Origin of the sequence: Streptomyces albus subsp. albus (assembly GCF_000725885.1) — a bacterium.
Lineage (GTDB): Bacteria > Actinomycetota > Actinomycetes > Streptomycetales > Streptomycetaceae > Streptomyces > Streptomyces albus.
The window spans coordinates 47,304-64,014 of record NZ_JODR01000008.1 but is presented as its reverse complement, the minus strand read 5'-3'; the positions used below and the strand labels follow the sequence as shown (position 1 = coordinate 64,014).

Here is a 16,711-nt window from a genome sequence, read left to right as displayed (position 1 = left end):
CCGGCCGGTGCGGGGACCTCTGCGTTCACCGAGCGGTCCGGGAGCCGGTCACGGCGCGCCCGTGGACCGAGGCGGCCGGGCACGCCCGTGGACCGGCGGCCGGGCGTGCCCGGAAAGCGACCGCTACTGCGCGCTCGGGGAGCCGGACGCCGGGGCGCTGCCGCTGCTGGTGGTCCGGTCGGTCGCCGTACCGCCGGGCGAGCCGCCGCCGGGCGTTCCGCCGTCCCCGCCGCCCGAGGAGGCGGGCGGGTCGGGGGTGGTCGGGTCGTCGGTGGGCGGCGGCGGGTCCTCGGAGGAGGGCGGGTCGTCCGGGGTCGAGGACGGGGGCTTGTGCGAGGAGGGCGGCGGCTTCTGCGACGAGGACGAGCCGTCGCCCGGCTCGCGGGTGCCGGACTCGTCGGGGCTGCCGGGGGAGCCCGTGGACGTGCTCGGGTCGTCGGTGGGGGTCTCGTCGCCGTCCTCCTGCGGCGAGCCCGTCCCGTCCGGCTCCTGCGAGGGCGTACCGGCGGCCGGACGCTGCTGCTGGTCGGGGATGCCGACCTCGCCACCGGTGCCCGGCTCGTCGTCGCCGGGGGCGTTGTCCTGCTTGCTGTGGTGCTCGGAGGTGCGGGACCGCTGGGAGGCGGGCGGGCCGTCGTCCGAGACGGCGCCCAGGGTGACGACGGTGCCGAGCACGGCGGCGAGCAGGGCCCCCGCCCCGGCCGCCGCCATGTTCCGCCTGCTGCGGGTGAGGGTGCGCCAGCCGCCGCCGGCGAGGGCGCGCCAGCCGCCTGCGGAGCCGTGCCGCCCGCCCTTGGCGGCAGCCGCACCGGCCCCGGCGGACCCACTGCCGCTGTCCGCACGGGACTTCACGCCGGCGCGCTTCGCGCTGCCGGACGCCCCGCTGCGCGACTTCGCACCGCCGGACGTCGTACCGGCCCCGGGGTCCGGTGTGCCGGCGGACGGGAGCGGTGCGGTGGTGGCGGCCGGGAAGGCGGCGGTCGTCGCCTCGGGCGGCGTCGGCACGGCCGGCTGCACTGCGGTGGTCGCGGCGTCGTCCACGGGGCCCGCCACGGGCGCCATGGGCACCGTCGTACCCGGGGCCACCGCGCCGAACGGACCCGGGCCGCCCGTGGGTGCCTGCGAGCCGCCTCTCACCGCGAGCCGGTCCGTGACCAGGGCGAGCGCCCGGCGGCCCGCCACCATGCCGCGCTGCTCGCCGAGGGTGCCGCGCAGCCCCAGCGCCGCCTCCAGCTCGGTGCGGGCCCGCTCCGGGTGGCCGGCGACCAGGGCGAGGACGCCCAGCTCGTGGTGGAAGTACGCCTCCTCGGCGAGCTCGCCCGCGGCCCGTGCCGCCTCCTGGCCGTCGCGCAGCATCCGTTCCCAGGCGCTCCAGCGCATCCCGGCGGCGAGCACGGGGGCGGCGGTGCGGGCGAGCAGCACGGCGGCGCTCGCGTTGCCGCCGCGCCGTGCGGCGCGTACGGCGGCCAGCAGTGCGTCGGCCTCCTGGGTGACCAGGTCGGTGGTGGCGGCGGGCTGCTTGGCCCACCACGTGTAGTGCTGGACGGCGGTCAGGGCGTGGCTGGCGCGGCCTTCGCCGTAGCCGGCCTCGGTGAGCTGGCCCGCGACGCCGTCGGCGAGCCGGTAGTGGCCGCCGACGGGGCTGATGAGGCCGGAGTCGAGCAGTTCGGGCACGCACGTCTCGGCCTGCGGGTCGCCGGTGAGGGCGGGCAGGTGGCCGGCGTGCGGGAGTTCCCCGTCGAGGGCGAGGGCGAGTCGCAGGGCGCCGCGGCCGGCTTCCGGGAGGGCGGCGGCCAGCAGCGGTGCCAGGGCCGCGTCGCCGGTGAGGCCGGGGACGACGCCGTCGCTGCCCTGGAGCCGCAGCAGCGCGCCGGCCTGCACGAAGCGCCGGGCCAGCCCTTCGCAGGCCACCCACAGATCGGCCGCCCAGTCGGCCTCGTCGTCGGTGAGCTGCCGGTGGACGGCCCGTTCCAGCAGTTCGACGCAGGCGGTGCGGCTCAGCCCCGGCAGGAAGACCTCTTCGACGCACGAGTCGGCGGCGGGGGCGGGGGTGTCGGGGGTGGCGGCGAACAGGAAGGCGCACTCGGGGGTGGCCCGCAGCAGTTCGTCGAGGGCGGCGCCGCCGCATTCCAGGTCGTCCACGAGGACGACGGCCCCGATCCCGGCCAGCGCGCCCAGCAGCTCCTCCTTGCCGGGGCGGTGCAGCGGCGCGCTGTGCACGGCGGCGAACAGGTCGTACATCAGGTCGCTCGCGGTGCGGCGGTGGCCGCTGAGGCGGACGACGCCGTCGGGCGCGAGGTGGGCGACGTCCTGGGCCACGGCGTCGAGCAGGACGCTGCGGCCCGATCCGGCCGGTCCGGTCAGCCGCACGGAGCGGCCCCGGGTGAGCAGCCTGGTGAGGCGTTCGCGTTCCTCGTCGCGTTCGATCATGCTGCCGGGCGGCAGCGTGGCCCGCACGGCGGTGTCCTGCTCGGTGCGGTCCTGCGGTGCGCGTCGGGCGGGCGGGGTGTGCTGTGCGCCGGGCGGGCAGGGTTCGACCTCGCTGCCGTCGACCGGGTTGACCGTGACGAGATAGCGGTCGGCGACGAGCTGGACGGCCCTGGCCCCCTGGGGGGCGGGCCGGTCGCCGGTGGGCTGGTGCTGGTCGCCGTGCGCGTCGCGGTCGCTGCCGTGCCGTTCCATCGTCATGTCTCCCAAGAACAGGTGGCGCGTCCGGCCGCCCGGGAGGGACCGGTCCGGCGCGCACGTTCCATTCTGCGGGAGACGGAGACGTGCCGGGACGGTACCGGTGGTCTTGTCATGGGTTCGCCAGTATGCCGGGCGTTCCCGTACCGGGTGAGGCGGGTGGTGCACCGGGGGTGGCAGGGCCTGCCGGGGCGGTCTGGGTGGCGGGCCGGCCGCCGGGGGTGGTCGCGGGTTCGATGGCGAGGATGCGGTGCAGCCGGGTCGCCACCAGGACGCGCTGCATCTGCGGTGGCACCTCGCGCAGGACGAGCCTCCTGCCGCAGCGCCCGGCGCGGCGGTGGGCGCCCATGATGACGCCGAGCCCCGTGGCGTCCCACGAGTCGAGCTCGGCGAGGTCGAGCACGAGGTCTCCGTCACCCGAGTCGACGGCGGCGTGCAGGACCGTACGGGCGTCCGCCGCGCTGCGGACGTCGAGACGACCTCCGACGACCAGCTCGGCGTGGTCGCCCCTGATATGCATATGTGCTCCCGGAATGGTGTCCGTGGCGTGATTCCTTCAGTGATGCGGGCCCCACCACGGATGACGGGTGCCGCCGTGGTGGAGTTGCCGCCCGTGTCCTGACCGATACCGACTTTCACCCGCGTGGGCGAGCGGAGGGCCGGGAACGGGGCGCCCCGGCCGTGGTGTGCGGACCGGGGCGGCTGTGCGGTGGTGCTGCGGGGTGTCGGTGGGGTGCCGACGGGGGTCAGTGGTGTGCGGGGAAGGTCAGTGCGAGTAGAAGCCCTGGCCGCTCTTGCGACCGAGGTCGCCCGCGTCGACCATGCGGCGCATCAGCTCGGGCGGGGCGAACTTGCCGTCCTGGGACTCGGTGTAGATGTTCTCGGTGGCGTGCAGCAGGATGTCCACGCCGGTCAGATCGGCGGTGGCGAGCGGCCCCATGGCGTGACCGAAGCCCAGCTTGCAGGCCGTGTCGATGTCCTCGGCGGAGGCGACCCCGGATTCGTACAGCTTGGCCGCCTCCACGACGAGGGCGGAGATGAGGCGGGTGGTGACGAAACCGGCCACGTCACGGTTGACGACGACGCAGGTCTTGCCGACGGACTCGGCGAACCGGCGGGCGGTCGCAAGCGTCTCGTCGCTGGTCTTGTGGCCCCGCACCAGCTCGCACAGGGCCATCATCGGCACCGGCGAGAAGAAGTGGGTGCCCACGACCCGTTCCGGACGCCCGGTGGCCGCGGCGATCTTCGTGATGGGGATGGCGGAGGTGTTGGAGGCCAGCACCGTCTCGTCGCCGACGAGCTTGTCGAGGGCGGCGAAGATCTCCCGCTTGACCTCGATCTTCTCGAACACGGCCTCCACGACGACATCCGCGTCGGCCGCCGCGTCCAGGTCCGTGGTGGTGGTGATGCGGCCGAGCGCCGCCTCCGCGTCCTCCGCCGCCAGCTTGCCCTTGGAGACGAACTTGTCGTACGACGCCTTGATCGCGTCGGTGCCCCGGGTGAGCGCCTCGTCCGTCACATCGCGGAGCGTCACGTCCCAGCCGGCCTGGGCGGAGACCTGTGCGATGCCGGAACCCATGAGACCGGCCCCGATGACGGCGAGCTTCTTCGCCACGTTGTTCCCCTCACTTCGTCCCGCCGGGCGTCCCGGCCGCCGACGCGGCGTCGCCCGCGCTCCCGTGAATGACCGTCCGTTGGGCGGACATTAGCGCTTATCGGCGGGGCGTGGGTGGCGAAGAGACACGTATCACGTCTCACATGGCGGACGTCACACCGGCGGGTGGATCCCACCGTACGGGACTCACTCGGCGGGCCGGGTCGCGTAGTTGAGGAGCTCGTCGGTGACCAGGGACTCGTAGGCGTCCAGTTTGGCGAGTGCGGCACGGGCGGCCTGTTCGGGTGAGGCCCCGTCGGTGACGCTGAGCGTGGCGCGCCGGGTCACCAGATCGACGAGGTTGACCAGTTCGTAGGCGACGAGTTCGGGCATCGGGTCGTCGGGGGCCGCGCCGGTCTCGGCCGCCAGCGTCTCGCGCAGCCGGTCGGCGATGCGGTGGTGCAGCACCATCAGCCGTGCGACGAGTGCGGGCGATTCCCGTACGACCCGCATGAAGTCGCCGAAGCCCTCGCGGATGCCCGCGTACAGGTTCCGTTCGGCGATGTCCTGGCGCAGCCGGCCCAGCACCGCGTCGGCCGCGGACTGCCCGGGCGCCCGGTCCCGCACCAGGGCCGCGGTGCGGTCGGCCATCTCCTCCTCGCGGTCGAAGAAGAGGTCCTCCTTGGCCGGGAAGTAGTTGTAGACGGTGTTGACCGAGACGTCGGCGGCCTCGGCGATCTCGGCGATGGTGACCGCGTCGAAGCCGCGCGCCAAGAACAGACCGGTGGCGATGTCGGAGATCCGCTGCCGGGTCTCCCGCTTCTTCCGTTCCCGGCGGCCCTCCTTGGGGGCGGTACTGGTCATGCCCTCATCGTACGCGTCCATGGTGTGCATGAAATTTTGGGGAGGTTGCAAGTTTTAAGTCTCTCTGTTTTTCTGTCCATCATGCCAGCAGCCATCCACACCGCCGGGCTGACCCGGACCTTCCGCACCAAGAACGGCACCGTCGAGGCCGTACGCGGCATCGACCTGACCGTGCCGCAGGGCGAGATCATCGGCTTCCTCGGGCCCAACGGAGCGGGAAAGACCACCACCCTGCGGATGCTCACCACCCTGCTGACGCCCACCGCGGGCAAGGTCACGGTGGCGGGCCGCGACCTGATCACCGACCCCGGCGGCGTGCGGGAACGCATCGGCTACGTCGCACAGTCCGGCGGCACCGACCCCGCCGTCAGCGTCCGCGAGGAGCTGACCACCCAGGGCCGCCTCTACCGGCTCGGCAAGACGGAAGCCGCCCGCCGCACCGAGGAACTGGCGGGGGAACTGGACCTCACCGGCCTGCTGGACCGCCCCTGCGGCGCCCTCTCCGGCGGCCAGCGGCGGCGCCTGGACATCGCCATGGCGCTCACCCACGCACCCGGGCTGCTCTTCCTGGACGAGCCCACGACCGGACTGGACCCGGCCAGCCGGGCCGGCCTGTGGCAGCTGGTGCGGCGTCTGCGCGAGAAGCACGGCACCACCGTCTTCCTGACCACCCATTACCTCGACGAGGCGGACGCCCTCGCCGACCGGCTGGTGATCGTGGACGGCGGCCGGATCGTCGCGCAGGGCACCTCGGCCGAGCTGAAACAGCTGCACGGCGGCTCGCCCGACGCCACCCTCCAGGACACCTTCATCGCCCTCACCGGTCGCCGGGCCGGCCGGGAGACCGAGAACGCGCCCGTCGCCGTCTGACGGCCCGCCCGCCCGCACGGCGTCACCCACCACACCGCCAACGGACAGAAACGGACCAGCCGTGTCCCATCTCCTCACCGACACCGGCATCGTCGCCGGGCGCTACATCCGGCAGACACTCGCCGCCCGCGCGGGACTGCTCTTCGGGGCGCTCCAGCCCCTGGTGTTCCTCGTCTTCTTCGGCCCGCTCCTCCAGGACGTCGATCTGGGCGGCCGGGGCGACTCCTGGCAGACCCTCGTCCCCGGACTCCTCGTCCAGCTGTGCCTCTTCTCCTCCACGTTCGCCGGATTCACCCTCCTGATCGAGAAGCACCACGGCGTGGTGGAGCGGATGCGCGTGACCCCCGTCAGCAGGCTCGCGCTGCTGCTGGGGCGCCTCGTACGCGATGTCCTCCAGCTCTTCGCGCAGTCCCTGCTGCTGCTCGTGGCCGCCCTCGCCTTCGGCCTGCGTGCGCCCGTGGCGGGCGTGCTGATCGCCTTCGGCCTGCTGGGGCTGCTGGCCGCCGCCCTCGCCTCGCTGTCGTACGCGCTGGCCATGCGGGTCAGCTCGCCGCAGGAGTTCGCCCCCGTCATCAGCTCGCTCAACATGCCCGCCACCCTGCTGTCGGGCATCCTGCTGCCGATGACGCTGGCGCCCGGCTGGCTGGACGCCGTCTCGCGGTGCGTGCCCTTCCGGTACGTGGTCGACGGCGTGCGCGACGCCTTCACCGGGCACTACGCCGGCGGCCCCCTTGCCCTGGGCGCCGCTGTCGCCGCGGCCCTGGCGGCGCTCGCACTGGGACTGGGCACACAGGTCTTCCGCAAGGCGAACGCCTGAGACACCGCCCGTACGGCACCGGCCGGCATCGGGTGCGGCACCACGGGTGCGGCGGCGCCCTTCCCCGCCGCACCGTGCGGGCTACGCTCGCAGCATGGTTAACCTCACGCGGATCTACACCCGTACCGGCGACAAGGGCACCACCGCACTCGGCGACATGAGCCGCACCGCCAAGACCGACTCCCGCATCGCGGCGTACGCCGACGCCAACGAGGCCAACGCCGCGATCGGTGTCGCCCTGGCACTCGGCAGCCTCGACGAGGAGGTCCGCACCGTACTGCTGCGGGTCCAGAACGACCTGTTCGACGTGGGCGCCGACCTTTCCACCCCCGTGGTGGAGAACCCCGAGTACCCGCCGCTCCGCGTCGAGCAGGCGTACATCGACAAGCTGGAGGAGGACTGCGACCGCTTCCTGGAGGAACTGGAGAAGCTGCGCTCCTTCATCCTCCCGGGCGGCACCCCCGGTGCGGCACTGCTGCACCAGGCGTGCACCGTCGTCCGCAGGGCGGAACGCTCCACCTGGGCCGCCATGGAGGAGCACGGCGAGACGATGAACCCGCTGACCGCCACCTACCTCAACCGCCTCTCCGACCTGCTGTTCATCCTGGCCCGTACCGCCAACAAGGCCGTCGGCGACGTGCTGTGGGTCCCGGGAGGCGAGCGGTGAGCGCGGCGGCGGCCCGCAGGAGGCCCGCTCTGCTGATCGACCTGGGCGGCGTCCTGGTGCACGACAAACTGCCCGCCGCCTCCGCCAAATGGGCGGCCAGGCTGGACATCAGCGAACGGGACTTCGTGACCGCCGTGTACGCGGGCAACGACACCGAGGTCCTCGTCGGCAGGATGAGCGGCGCCGAATGGTGGTCGGTGGTGCGACAGCGCCTCGGCCTGACGGAGGGCCAGCTCGCCGAGGTGCGCGCCGATCTCGTGGCGCACCCGGTCTGGGACCGGACACTGCTGGACGCGGTGGCGGCGCTGCGCGGCCGGGCCGCCGTCGCGTTCGTCAGCAACGCCTGGCCCGACGCCCGCCCCAACCTCGGGGAGGTCCTGGAGACCGCGGATGTCACCGTGCTCTCGTGCGAGGTGGGCTTCGCCAAACCGGACCCCCGCATCTACACGCACACCCTGGACCTGCTGGGCGTCGCGGCCCAGGACGCGCTGTTCGTCGACAACATGGCGCCCAACGTGGCGGCGGCCAGGGCTTTGGGCATGTCCGCCCACCAGCACACCGACCGGGCGAGCACACTGGACGTCCTCGACGCTTTCGCGGCCCGTCTCCCCGCATCCCGCACCTCCTGACCGGGGCTTCGACGGGTACTGTGCCCAGCATGGCCATATCGGGGGCACAGCCACAGCAGCCACAGCAGCCGCACTCACAGCAACCCACCGCATCCGCGATGCCCGCGTACCAGTTCAACCCGTACGCGCAGCCGCCGGTCCCGCCCGGACCACCCGGACCGCCCGGACCGCCACCCGCCCCGCCGGCACGCGGCGGCGGCCCGCGCTGGCTGTGGGCGCTGGGCGGCGTGGTGCTCGCCTCGGTCACCTGGGTGGTGACGCTGATGGCGACCGGCGCGCTCGACAACGAGCCGTCACCGGATTTCCGGGGGCACCAGTTCCACCACGACATGTGCGAGACGGCGAAGCTCGACGCGTTCAAGAAGCAGTACGAGGTCCGCGAGCCGGACTCGGACAATCCCGACGGCTACTCCTCGCAGCAGGAGGGCATCGACGTCAGCACCTGCAGCCGCACCCTGACCCAGCGGGGCGAGACCTCCAGCACCCCGCCGACCACCTATGTGACCACCCGCGCCGAGTGGCACAAGAAGTCCGACCCCACCGGTGAGTTCGCCTCGTCCCAGCGCATCTGGGAGGACCAGGAGACCGGCCAGTACAAGTACGAGATCACCCCGGTGAAGGGCTTCGGCGACGAGGCGTACCTGATCGAGGAGCAGCGCGGCGACACCCTGGGCAGCCTCAAGCTCCATGTGCGCGCCGGGTGGATGACCTACGAGATGAGCTGGAGCTGGTTCGGCGGCGGTGTCGACGAGCACTACGAGCCGCCGTCCGCCTCCGAGGTCACCGGCTGGATGAAGGAAGACACCCGCGCGACGCTCGAAGCACTCAAGCAGCCGGACAGCTCCAAGGCCCCCGGCCGCGACCCGTCCGCCTGACGACGCCCGTCCGCCAGGCCGGCTCTCCCCTGCCGTGCAGGCGTTCATCTGCCGGGCCGCGTTCATCTGCCGGAGGAGCGCGGCCAGACGGGCGGCAGTTCCGCCCCGGCGCCGCGCTCCGTCCCACTCCCGAAGGCCCGAGCCCGCCGCACTCCGGCGCGCGGGCTCGGGCGCGGTGGGCGTGCGCGACCTTGCACGCCGGCACGCGGGCCCGGACGCTCAGGCATGTGGGCCCGGCGCGTACGGACCGGTGCGCGCGCCCCGTACGTACCGCACCCCGTACGTACGCGCCCGGCACGTCACGTAGGACGGAGCCCCCATCGGACCCGCCGTCCCGGCGGCCTCACGGCTGCCTGATGTGCTCCTCGATCCACTTCACGCCGAACCGCACCAGCTCCGCCGCGTCGAACAGATGGCTCTCGCCCGCGCCGACGGTGCCGCTGGTGCCGATGCCCGCGGCGAGGGCCGCCTGGGCGATGACCGTGAACGGCCACACGCCCTCGGGGACGGCCTGCCCGTAGGAGAAAGCCCCGTCCTCGGTGTCCACGTCCCAGTAGGTCCGCCACACCCGCTCGCCGTGCTCGTCCAGCACGGGCACCTGGTAGGTGAGATACCTCTTGCCCGGCGCCTGCGCGAGGGACTCGGCGTGGTGCAGGAGCGTCAGCGCGTCCAGCGGGGCGCCCAGCAGCAGCACCCGGCCGCCCCGGGCCACGAGACGGCCGAGCACTCCCTCGCTGCCGTACAGGTCGTCCCAGGGGACGTCGTCCACCAGCTCCGCGGCCCGGGCACCCAGCGCCACGAAGCTGTCCGGGTGCGCCGTGCGCCGCGCACCCGGCATGTGCCGCAGCGCCTCGGGCAGCCGGCCGTTGTCGTGGGTGCCCTCGCTCAGCAGGGGGTCGAACGCCGGGTGTTCGGCCCGTACCGCGTCCTGCCACGCGGCCGGCCACTCCCCCAGTTCGGCGGGCGGCTGGTCGTTCCAGCCGCTGTAGGCCAGCAGCGTGCCCGCATCGCCCAGGACGTCCCGCAGGGCGCCGATGACGGTGAGGGGGCCGCCCGGCACGTATCCGAGCGCCGAGAGCTGGGTGTGGAACATGAGGGTGTCGCCGTCGCGGACACCGAGAGCGGCCAGATCCCGGGCCAGCCGGCTGCGGGTGACCGGTCCCCGGGAGCGGGCGAGCAGCGCCTGTTCGTCCATACGGCCAGCCTAGGTGCGCACGCGGAGGGACACCCGCGGTTATCGGCGGGCGCCGCTGTCCACCGGCCGGCTCTCCTCGGCGGGGCCGGATTTCCCGGAAGCCGCCTCGGCGGGCGCCTGTTTGGGCCAGACCGTGTAGGTCACCGCGATCAGCACGCAGATCCCCGCGTACATCGCCACCCGCAGCTGCCAGTCGTGCAGCGGCTCGCTCTGGGTGGTGCCCTCGCCCACGTACCAGACGGCGATCTGGAGGAGCGCGGCGGCGATGGCGGCTGCCCCGACGCCGCGCGCGGCCATCTTCCACTCGTGGACGGCGCGCGGCCACCCGTACTTCGGCGGCCCGGCCGGGCGGGGGCCGCGCTTGAGCAGACGTGCCGCGTGCCCGTCCGCCCACTTGACCATGTAGTGGCCGTGGGTGGCGGTGACGCCGATGTAGACGGCGGCCAGGCCGTGCCAGACATCGGGCTCCGCACCGTTCTTGAGGTCGATCGCCGTGGCGACCAGCAGCACCACCTCCAGCAGCGGCTCGCACAGCAGCACGGCCGCGCCGGTACGGGGCATCCGGGCCAGGTAGCGCAGCGCGAGACCCGCTGCGAGCAGCACCCAGAAGCCGACCTCGCAGGCGATGATCAGCGTCACGATCACGGTGGTGGCCCCCTCGTTCTGTTCCCCTCCGGTCCCGGTGGCGGACCGGCCCCACCAGGGTCACCCGCGCCCGGCCCCCCTCACGTCGTCGCGCCCGACGATTCCGCGCCGCCCCGGGTGCATCGAAAGATGCAGTCGCCGTCCGTCCCGGCTCACCCGGGCGGAGGAGCGAGCGGCACGGGACAATGGAGGGCATGACCACCGCCGCAGCCTGGGTTCCGAACGCCCACGCGCCGCGCACCCTGCGCCCGCACCCGGAGGACGTGCTCATCGCCCTGGCCGGCACCGCGTGCGGCCTGCTGCTGTGGGCGCTCGACCTCAACAGCCGGCCGCTGCTCGGCGGTCTGCCCGGCTGGCTGACGCTCGTGCCGCTGGCGGTGATGAGCCTGGCGGCAGCGCTGCGCCGTACCGGCCAGCCGTACGTGCTGTACGTGGCGCTACTCGCGCAGGCCGCCGACATGCTGGCCGGTTCCCTGCTGGCCACCACGGTGCTGTTCACCGACATGCTGTACGCGGCGGTCCTCTACGGTTCCGCGCGGCTGTCGAAGGCGGTGCTGTACGGATCGGTGGCCGTCACCGTCGTGCTGTCCGCGGTGATGGCCGTCGTGCTGCACCAGCGGGAGGTGCTGCTGCTCATCGCCGCCTGTGCGGGTGTGCTGCTGGTGCCGACCACCACGGGCGAGATGATCCGCAACCACCGTGCCCAGGCGGCGGCCGAGCGGCTGCGCGCCGAACAGACGGCACTGCTGGCCGAGCTGGACCGCAAGCAGGCCATCGACGCCGAACGCGCCCGCATGGCGCGCGAGCTGCACGACGTGGTCGCCAACCACCTCTCGGCCATCGCGATCCACTCCACCGCCGCCCTCTCCTTGCACGAGGGCCCGCACGGCGCCGAGGCGGCCCGCGACGCGCTCGGTGTCATCCGCGAGAACAGTGTGCAGGGCCTGGCCGAGATGCGCCGCCTCATCGGGCTGCTGCGCAGTGCGGCGGACGCCGACGAGCCCGCGGCCACCCCCTCGCTCGACGGGCTCGACGCACTGCTGGAGCGGGCCCGCACCATGGCGGGCGACGGCCGCACGTTCGTCCTCTCCGACCACCGCCCACCCGGCCACCGGCCCGCCGCACCGGTGGAGCTGGCCGCCTACCGCATCGTCCAGGAGGCCGTCACCAACGCGGTCAAGCACGCCGCACCGGGCCCGGTCACGGTCGAATTGCGCCACGCGGACGGCCGCGCGGCCCCGGCCGGGCAGCTACGTGTCCGGGTCACCTCTCCCCTGCCCCGCACTCCGCCGGCCGGTGAGGGGCCGCGTGCGCCCGGCGCGGGGGCGGGTCTGGTCGGCATGCGGGAGCGGGTGGAGCTGCTGCGCGGGAGCCTGTCCACCGGGCCGGTCACCGCACCGGGCGGCGCGCGGCTGTGGGAGGTCGACGCGGTGCTTCCCGACCCGGGTGAGGAAGGCGGACAGCCGCAGGGCCCACGGCAGCTCCAGCAGGCCGGCACGGTGCCGGACCAGGGAAGGCGGGATGTGTGAACGACGAGGACCGGGGCGGCGTCCGGCACGCCCGGGACGCCGAGGCGCAGCAGGACAGCGCGCGGCAGGACAGCGAGCAGCGGGACATCCAGGTACTGGTCGCCGAGGACCAGCAGGCCGTCCGCGCGGGGCTCGTCCTCATCCTGCGCCACGCCAGCGGCATCACGGTGGCCGGCGAGGCCGGCGACGGCGAGGAGGCGGTACGGCTCGCCGCGGAACTGGCCCCGGACGTGGTGCTGATGGACATCCAGATGCCGCGCCTGGACGGGGTGACGGCCACCCGCCGTATCACCGGCGAGGGACTGGCCGACGTGCTGGTGCTCACGACGTTCGACCTGGACGAGTACGTCTTCGGCGCCCTGCGCGCGGGGGCGGCCGGCTTTCTGCTCAAGGACAGTGACGCCGCGACCGTGGTGGAGGCCGTGCGTACCGTCGCCCGGGGCGAGGGCATGATCGCGCCCGCGGTCACCCGGCGGCTGATCTCCGAGTTCGCCGGGCTGCGGACGGCGCGCGAGCCGGACCCGGAACGCACCCCGCCGCCCGGACTGGCGGAACTGACCCGCCGGGAGCGGCAGGTGCTCGGCTGCCTGGGCGAGGGTCTGTCGAACGCGGAGATCGCGGACCGGCTCGTCATGGCGGAGGCCACCGTCAAGACGCACGTCAGCAGGCTGCTGGCCAAGCTGGAGCTGCGCAGCCGCACCCAGGCGGCCGTCCTGGCGCAGGAGTGGGGCGTCGAGACCGGCTGAACCGTCCCGCAGGCTGAACCGTCCCGCAGGCGGGGGCAGTCGTCCCCGTCCGTCAGGCCACGTTCACCCGCTGGCCGGGCGGCGCCGCCTCCAGCCAGGCGAGGAAGCCGGTGAGCGCGTCCTCGCTGAGGGCCAGTTCGACCCGTACCCGTTCGGTCCCCACCGCGCAGGCCAGCACCACGGAGTCGGAAAGGAGCGCCTGTTCCTCCTCGCCCAGCGGGGAGCGGCGCTCCAGAACGTCGATGGCCCCGCGCACCAGATGGCGGCGGGGCCGGGGGGCATAGGAGAAGACGCGGAACCACTCGATGCGGTCGCCGTTGTACCGGGCGATTCCGTAAGCCCAGCCTTTTCCCTTGGGCTCGGCGGCCTCCTCATCGGAGACGTCCCAGCGCAGATTGCAGTCGAACGTTCCGCCCGACCGCTGGATCAGCCGGCGGCGCACCCCGAAGGCGAAGAGCCCCGCGACCACCAGCAGGACGACCACGCCGCACAGCAACAGAGCGAGGACCATCTTCACCGACCTCCTCGCTGTATCCGGGACCTGCCGGGCGGCAAGTCTCTCAAACGCTTCTGTATGGCTTCAGCCGCGGACGGCCCCGGAGAATTCCGGGTCCACCCGCGGCTGAGTGTCGTCGTGCGCCGGTTGTGACGCTGACAAACGTCAGCGAGCGGCGGTCACCGCTCGCAGCCGGACGGCGGCGCGCCGCTCGGCTTCCTCGTCGGCCTTCGTCTTGGCCTCCTCCAGCGCGCGCTCCGCCCGCTCGACATCGATCTCGTCGGTCAGCTCCGCGACCTCGGCGAGCAGGGAGAGCTGGTTGTCGGCGAAGGAGATGAACCCGCCGTGGACGGCGGCCACGACCGTGCCGTTGCCGCTCTCACCTGTGGTGCGGATGGTGACCGGGCCGGACTCCAGCACGCCGAGCAGCGGCTGGTGGCCGGGCATGACACCGATATCACCCGAGGAGGTGCGCGCGACGACCAGGCTGGCCTGACCGGACCAGACCTTGCGGTCGGCGGCGACCAACTCGACGTGCAGCTCAGCCACTGTGGCTCCTCAGACTGGGATGGGGAAAGGATAAAGGGTGCGGCGCGGGGGCGGGTACTCGCACCCGCCCCCGCCGCGGAGCACAACCGGCGCACATACGCGTACGACCGCGCGCGGAAGCACGTGGAGGCGCCGGGACCCGGCGCCCCCGGCCCGGTGAGCCGGGGCGGCGCCGGACGGCGGCGTCAGGAGACGCCGAGCTCCTTGGCCTTCTTCTTCAGGTCGTCGAGGCCACCGCACATGAAGAACGCCTGCTCCGGGAAGTGGTCGAACTCGCCGTCGGCGATCGCGTTGAAGGCCGCGATCGACTCGTCCAGCGGCACGTCCGATCCGTCCAGACCGGTGAACTGCTTCGCCGCGTGGGTGTTCTGCGACAGGAAGCGCTCGATACGGCGGGCGCGGGACACCGTGAGCTTGTCCTCCTCGGACAGCTCGTCGATACCCAGGATGGAGATGATGTCCTGGAGGTCCTTGTACTTCTGGAGGATCCCCTTGACGCGCTCGGCGCAGTTGTAGTGGTCCTGGGAGACGAACCGCGGGTCGAGGATCCGGGAGGTGGACTCCAGCGGGTCCACCGCCGGGTAGATGCCCTTCTCCGAGATCGGACGCGAGAGCACCGTGGTGGCGTCCAGGTGCGCGAACGTCGTGGCCGGCGCCGGGTCGGTGATGTCGTCCGCGGGCACGTAGATCGCCTGCATCGAGGTGATGGAGTGACCACGGGTCGAGGTGATGCGCTCCTGGAGCACACCCATCTCGTCCGCCAGGTTCGGCTGGTAACCCACCGCGGAGGGCATCCGGCCCAGCAGCGTGGAGACCTCGGAACCGGCCTGCGTGAAGCGGAAGATGTTGTCGATGAAGAACAGCACGTCCTGCTTCTGCACATCGCGGAAGTACTCCGCCATGGTCAGACCGGCCAGCGCGACGCGCAGACGCGTCCCCGGCGGCTCGTCCATCTGGCCGAAGACCAGCGCGGTCTGCGGGAGAACGCCGGAGTCGGCCATCTCCTCGATCAGGTCGTTGCCCTCACGGGTGCGCTCGCCGACACCGGCGAACACGGAAACGCCCTCGTGCAGCTTGGCCACACGCATGATCATTTCCTGGATGAGGACCGTCTTGCCGACGCCCGCACCGCCGAACAGGCCGATCTTGCCGCCCTTGACGTACGGGGTCAGCAGGTCGACGACCTTCAGACCGGTCTCGAACATCTCGGTCTTGGACTCGAGCTGGTCGAAGGCCGGGGCCTTGCGGTGGATGGACCACCGCTCGGTCACCTCGGACTCGGCCTCCGGCTCGTTCAGGATCCGGCCCAGGGTGTTGAACACCCGGCCCTTGGTGACGTCACCGACCGGCACGGTGATGCCCTCACCGGTGTCGGTCACCGGGGCCTGGCGAACCAGACCGTCGGTCGGCTCCATGGAGATCGCGCGGACGACGCCCTCACCGAGGTGCTGGGCGACCTCGAGGGTCAGCGTCTTCTTCTTGCCGTCCTGGGCCGGGTCGGAGACCTCGACCGTCAGCGCGTTGTAGATCTCCGGCATGGCGTCGACGGGGAACTCCACGTCGACGACCGGGCCGATGACCCGGGCAACACGGCCCGTCGCAGCGGCCGTCTCAACTGTGGTGGTCATGGTTAGCGGTCACTCCCCGCGTTAGCGTCAGCCAGCGCGCTCGCCCCACCGACGATCTCGCTGATTTCCTGGGTGATGTCGGCCTGCCGGGCCGCATTCGCAAGCCGCGTCAGCGACTTGATGAGTTCCTCGGCGTTGTCGGTCGCGGACTGCATCGCCCGGCGGGTGGCGGCGTGCTTGGAGGCAGCCGCCTGGAGCAGGGCGTTGTAGACCCGGGACTCGACGTACCGCGGCAGCAGCGCGTCCAGCACGTCCTCGGCCGAGGGCTCGAAGTCGTACAGCGGAAGGACTCCCTTGCCACCGGCCTCCTCGGCACCGCTCGCCTCCAGGGTGAGCGGCAGCATCCGGTCGGTCAGCGGCGCCTGCGTCATCATCGAGACGAACTCGGTGTAGACGATGTGCAGCTCGTCCACGCCGCCCTCGGCGGTGTCCTTCTGCACCGCCTCGATCAGCGGCGCGGACACCGCCTTCGCGTCCGCGTACGTCGGGTTGTCGGTGAAGCCGGTGAACGACTTCTCCACCGGGCGGTTCCGGAACCCGTAGTAGGCCGTGCCCTTGTTGCCGACGATGAAGCTGACGATCTCCTTGCCCTCGGCGGTCAGCCGCGCGTTCAGCTCCTCGGCCGCCTTGATGGCGTTGGAGTTGTAACCGCCGGCCAGACCCCGGTCGCTCGTGATGAGCAGGACCGCGGCCCGCTTGGGCTGCTCCGCCTCGGTCAGCAGCGGGTGCTGGGTGTCGGAGCCCTGGGCGACGGCGGTGACCGCGCGGGTCAGCTCCTTCGCGTACGGCTCGGAGGCGGCCACCCTGCGCTGCGCCTTGATGATGCGCGAGGCGGCGATCATCTCCATCGCCCGGGTGATCTTCTTGGTCGCAGAGACGGACTTGATCCGCCGCTTGTAGACCCTGAGCTGGGCACCCATGC

16 protein-coding genes and 1 pseudogene are annotated in these 16,711 nt (G+C 72.7%); 7 read left to right on the top strand and 10 right to left on the bottom strand.

From position 1 onward, the window contains the following. Positions 1-123: 123 nt before the first annotated feature. From IO40_RS0109750 to IO40_RS0109735, 4 genes and pseudogenes are all read right to left on the bottom strand, one after another. Positions 124-2,688 (bottom strand): ATP-binding protein, encoded by a 2,565-nt coding sequence (locus tag IO40_RS0109750; RefSeq protein WP_030408172.1) that lies wholly within the window; start codon positions 2,686-2,688, stop codon positions 124-126. Positions 2,689-2,917: 229 nt separating this feature from the next. Further along, a pseudogene (locus IO40_RS0109745) lies at positions 2,918-3,205 on the bottom strand (STAS domain-containing protein); the annotation flags it as partial. Between the two features lie 246 nt (positions 3,206-3,451). Beyond that, positions 3,452-4,300 carry a 3-hydroxyacyl-CoA dehydrogenase family protein gene (locus IO40_RS0109740; RefSeq protein WP_030408170.1) on the bottom strand — a complete coding sequence of 283 codons (849 nt, stop codon included), beginning with the start codon at positions 4,298-4,300 and terminating at the stop codon, positions 3,452-3,454. A gap of 186 nt (positions 4,301-4,486) precedes the next feature. Next, positions 4,487-5,143 (bottom strand): TetR/AcrR family transcriptional regulator, encoded by a 657-nt coding sequence (locus IO40_RS0109735; protein ID WP_030408169.1) that lies wholly within the window; start codon positions 5,141-5,143, stop codon positions 4,487-4,489. A gap of 81 nt (positions 5,144-5,224) precedes the next feature. Between IO40_RS0109735 and IO40_RS0109730 the strand changes: the two genes are divergently transcribed. The 5 genes from IO40_RS0109730 (at position 5,225) to IO40_RS0109710 (ending at position 9,001) form a co-directional block, all read left to right on the top strand. Then, positions 5,225-6,013 carry an ABC transporter ATP-binding protein gene (locus IO40_RS0109730; RefSeq protein WP_031175270.1) on the top strand — a complete coding sequence of 263 codons (789 nt, stop codon included), beginning with the start codon at positions 5,225-5,227 and terminating at the stop codon, positions 6,011-6,013. Positions 6,014-6,074: 61 nt separating this feature from the next. After that, complete coding sequence (locus IO40_RS0109725) at positions 6,075-6,830, top strand: ABC transporter permease (protein ID WP_031175269.1); 756 nt, start codon at positions 6,075-6,077, stop codon at positions 6,828-6,830. A 94-nt stretch (positions 6,831-6,924) separates the two neighbouring features. Then, positions 6,925-7,497, top strand: a complete 573-nt coding sequence (locus tag IO40_RS0109720) for a cob(I)yrinic acid a,c-diamide adenosyltransferase (protein ID WP_016469825.1) — start codon at positions 6,925-6,927, stop codon at positions 7,495-7,497. Next, complete coding sequence (locus tag IO40_RS0109715; RefSeq protein ID WP_031175268.1) at positions 7,494-8,126, top strand: HAD family hydrolase; 633 nt, start codon at positions 7,494-7,496, stop codon at positions 8,124-8,126. The genes IO40_RS0109720 and IO40_RS0109715 overlap by 4 nt, the downstream gene beginning before the upstream one ends. A 29-nt stretch (positions 8,127-8,155) precedes the next feature. After that, on the top strand, positions 8,156-9,001 hold the full coding sequence (locus IO40_RS0109710; protein ID WP_234029807.1) for a hypothetical protein: 846 nt from the start codon (positions 8,156-8,158) through the stop codon (positions 8,999-9,001). Positions 9,002-9,344: 343 nt separating this feature from the next. On the opposite strand, the gene aac(3) is transcribed toward IO40_RS0109710, so the two are convergent. After that, complete coding sequence (aac(3), locus tag IO40_RS0109705) at positions 9,345-10,196, bottom strand: aminoglycoside 3-N-acetyltransferase (RefSeq protein WP_031175267.1); 852 nt, start codon at positions 10,194-10,196, stop codon at positions 9,345-9,347. Positions 10,197-10,235: 39 nt separating this feature from the next. Next, on the bottom strand, positions 10,236-10,841 hold the full coding sequence (locus tag IO40_RS0109700; protein WP_016469821.1) for a hypothetical protein: 606 nt from the start codon (positions 10,839-10,841) through the stop codon (positions 10,236-10,238). 185 nt (positions 10,842-11,026) lie between these two features. On the opposite strand from IO40_RS0109700, the gene IO40_RS0109695 reads away from it, so the two are divergent. Together IO40_RS0109695 and IO40_RS0109690 are read left to right on the top strand one after the other, a co-directional pair. Further along, positions 11,027-12,370: a sensor histidine kinase gene (locus IO40_RS0109695; protein WP_031175266.1), complete on the top strand. Its 1,344-nt coding sequence runs from the start codon at positions 11,027-11,029 to the stop codon at positions 12,368-12,370. Positions 12,371-12,456: 86 nt separating this feature from the next. After that, on the top strand, positions 12,457-13,116 hold the full coding sequence (locus IO40_RS0109690) for a response regulator (protein WP_031175265.1): 660 nt from the start codon (positions 12,457-12,459) through the stop codon (positions 13,114-13,116). A gap of 52 nt (positions 13,117-13,168) precedes the next feature. Here the strand turns inward: IO40_RS0109690 and IO40_RS0109685 are convergent, their stop codons facing one another. The 4 genes from IO40_RS0109685 to IO40_RS0109670 form a co-directional block, all read right to left on the bottom strand. Then, positions 13,169-13,627 carry a DUF2550 domain-containing protein gene (locus IO40_RS0109685; RefSeq protein ID WP_016469818.1) on the bottom strand — a complete coding sequence of 153 codons (459 nt, stop codon included), beginning with the start codon at positions 13,625-13,627 and terminating at the stop codon, positions 13,169-13,171. Positions 13,628-13,777: 150 nt separating this feature from the next. Further along, positions 13,778-14,161 carry a F0F1 ATP synthase subunit epsilon gene (locus IO40_RS0109680; protein WP_016469817.1) on the bottom strand — a complete coding sequence of 128 codons (384 nt, stop codon included), beginning with the start codon at positions 14,159-14,161 and terminating at the stop codon, positions 13,778-13,780. 185 nt (positions 14,162-14,346) lie between these two features. After that, positions 14,347-15,789, bottom strand: a complete 1,443-nt coding sequence (atpD, locus tag IO40_RS0109675) for a F0F1 ATP synthase subunit beta (protein ID WP_016469816.1) — start codon at positions 15,787-15,789, stop codon at positions 14,347-14,349. A gap of 2 nt (positions 15,790-15,791) precedes the next feature. Further along, positions 15,792-16,709, bottom strand: coding sequence for a F0F1 ATP synthase subunit gamma (locus tag IO40_RS0109670; protein ID WP_016469815.1), 918 nt, complete (start codon positions 16,707-16,709; stop codon positions 15,792-15,794). Between the last annotated feature and the right edge of the window lie 2 nt (positions 16,710-16,711).

Bases quoted from the DNA above. Each gene is read 5' to 3' on its own strand.
- IO40_RS0109710 (WP_234029807.1), top strand. From the start codon at position 8,156: ATGGCCATATCGGGGGCACAGCCACAGCAGCCACAGCAGCCGCACTCA.
- IO40_RS0109730 (WP_031175270.1), top strand. From the start codon at position 5,225: ATGCCAGCAGCCATCCACACCGCCGGGCTGACCCGGACCTTCCGCACC.
- IO40_RS0109670 (WP_016469815.1), bottom strand. From the start codon at position 16,709: ATGGGTGCCCAGCTCAGGGTCTACAAGCGGCGGATCAAGTCCGTCTCT.
- IO40_RS0109685 (WP_016469818.1), bottom strand. From the start codon at position 13,627: ATGGTCCTCGCTCTGTTGCTGTGCGGCGTGGTCGTCCTGCTGGTGGTC.
- atpD (WP_016469816.1), bottom strand. From the start codon at position 15,789: ATGACCACCACAGTTGAGACGGCCGCTGCGACGGGCCGTGTTGCCCGG.
- IO40_RS0109735 (WP_030408169.1), bottom strand. From the start codon at position 5,143: ATGACCAGTACCGCCCCCAAGGAGGGCCGCCGGGAACGGAAGAAGCGG.
- IO40_RS0109695 (WP_031175266.1), top strand. From the start codon at position 11,027: ATGGAGGGCATGACCACCGCCGCAGCCTGGGTTCCGAACGCCCACGCG.
- IO40_RS0109750 (WP_030408172.1), bottom strand. From the start codon at position 2,688: ATGACGATGGAACGGCACGGCAGCGACCGCGACGCGCACGGCGACCAG.
- IO40_RS0109720 (WP_016469825.1), top strand. From the start codon at position 6,925: ATGGTTAACCTCACGCGGATCTACACCCGTACCGGCGACAAGGGCACC.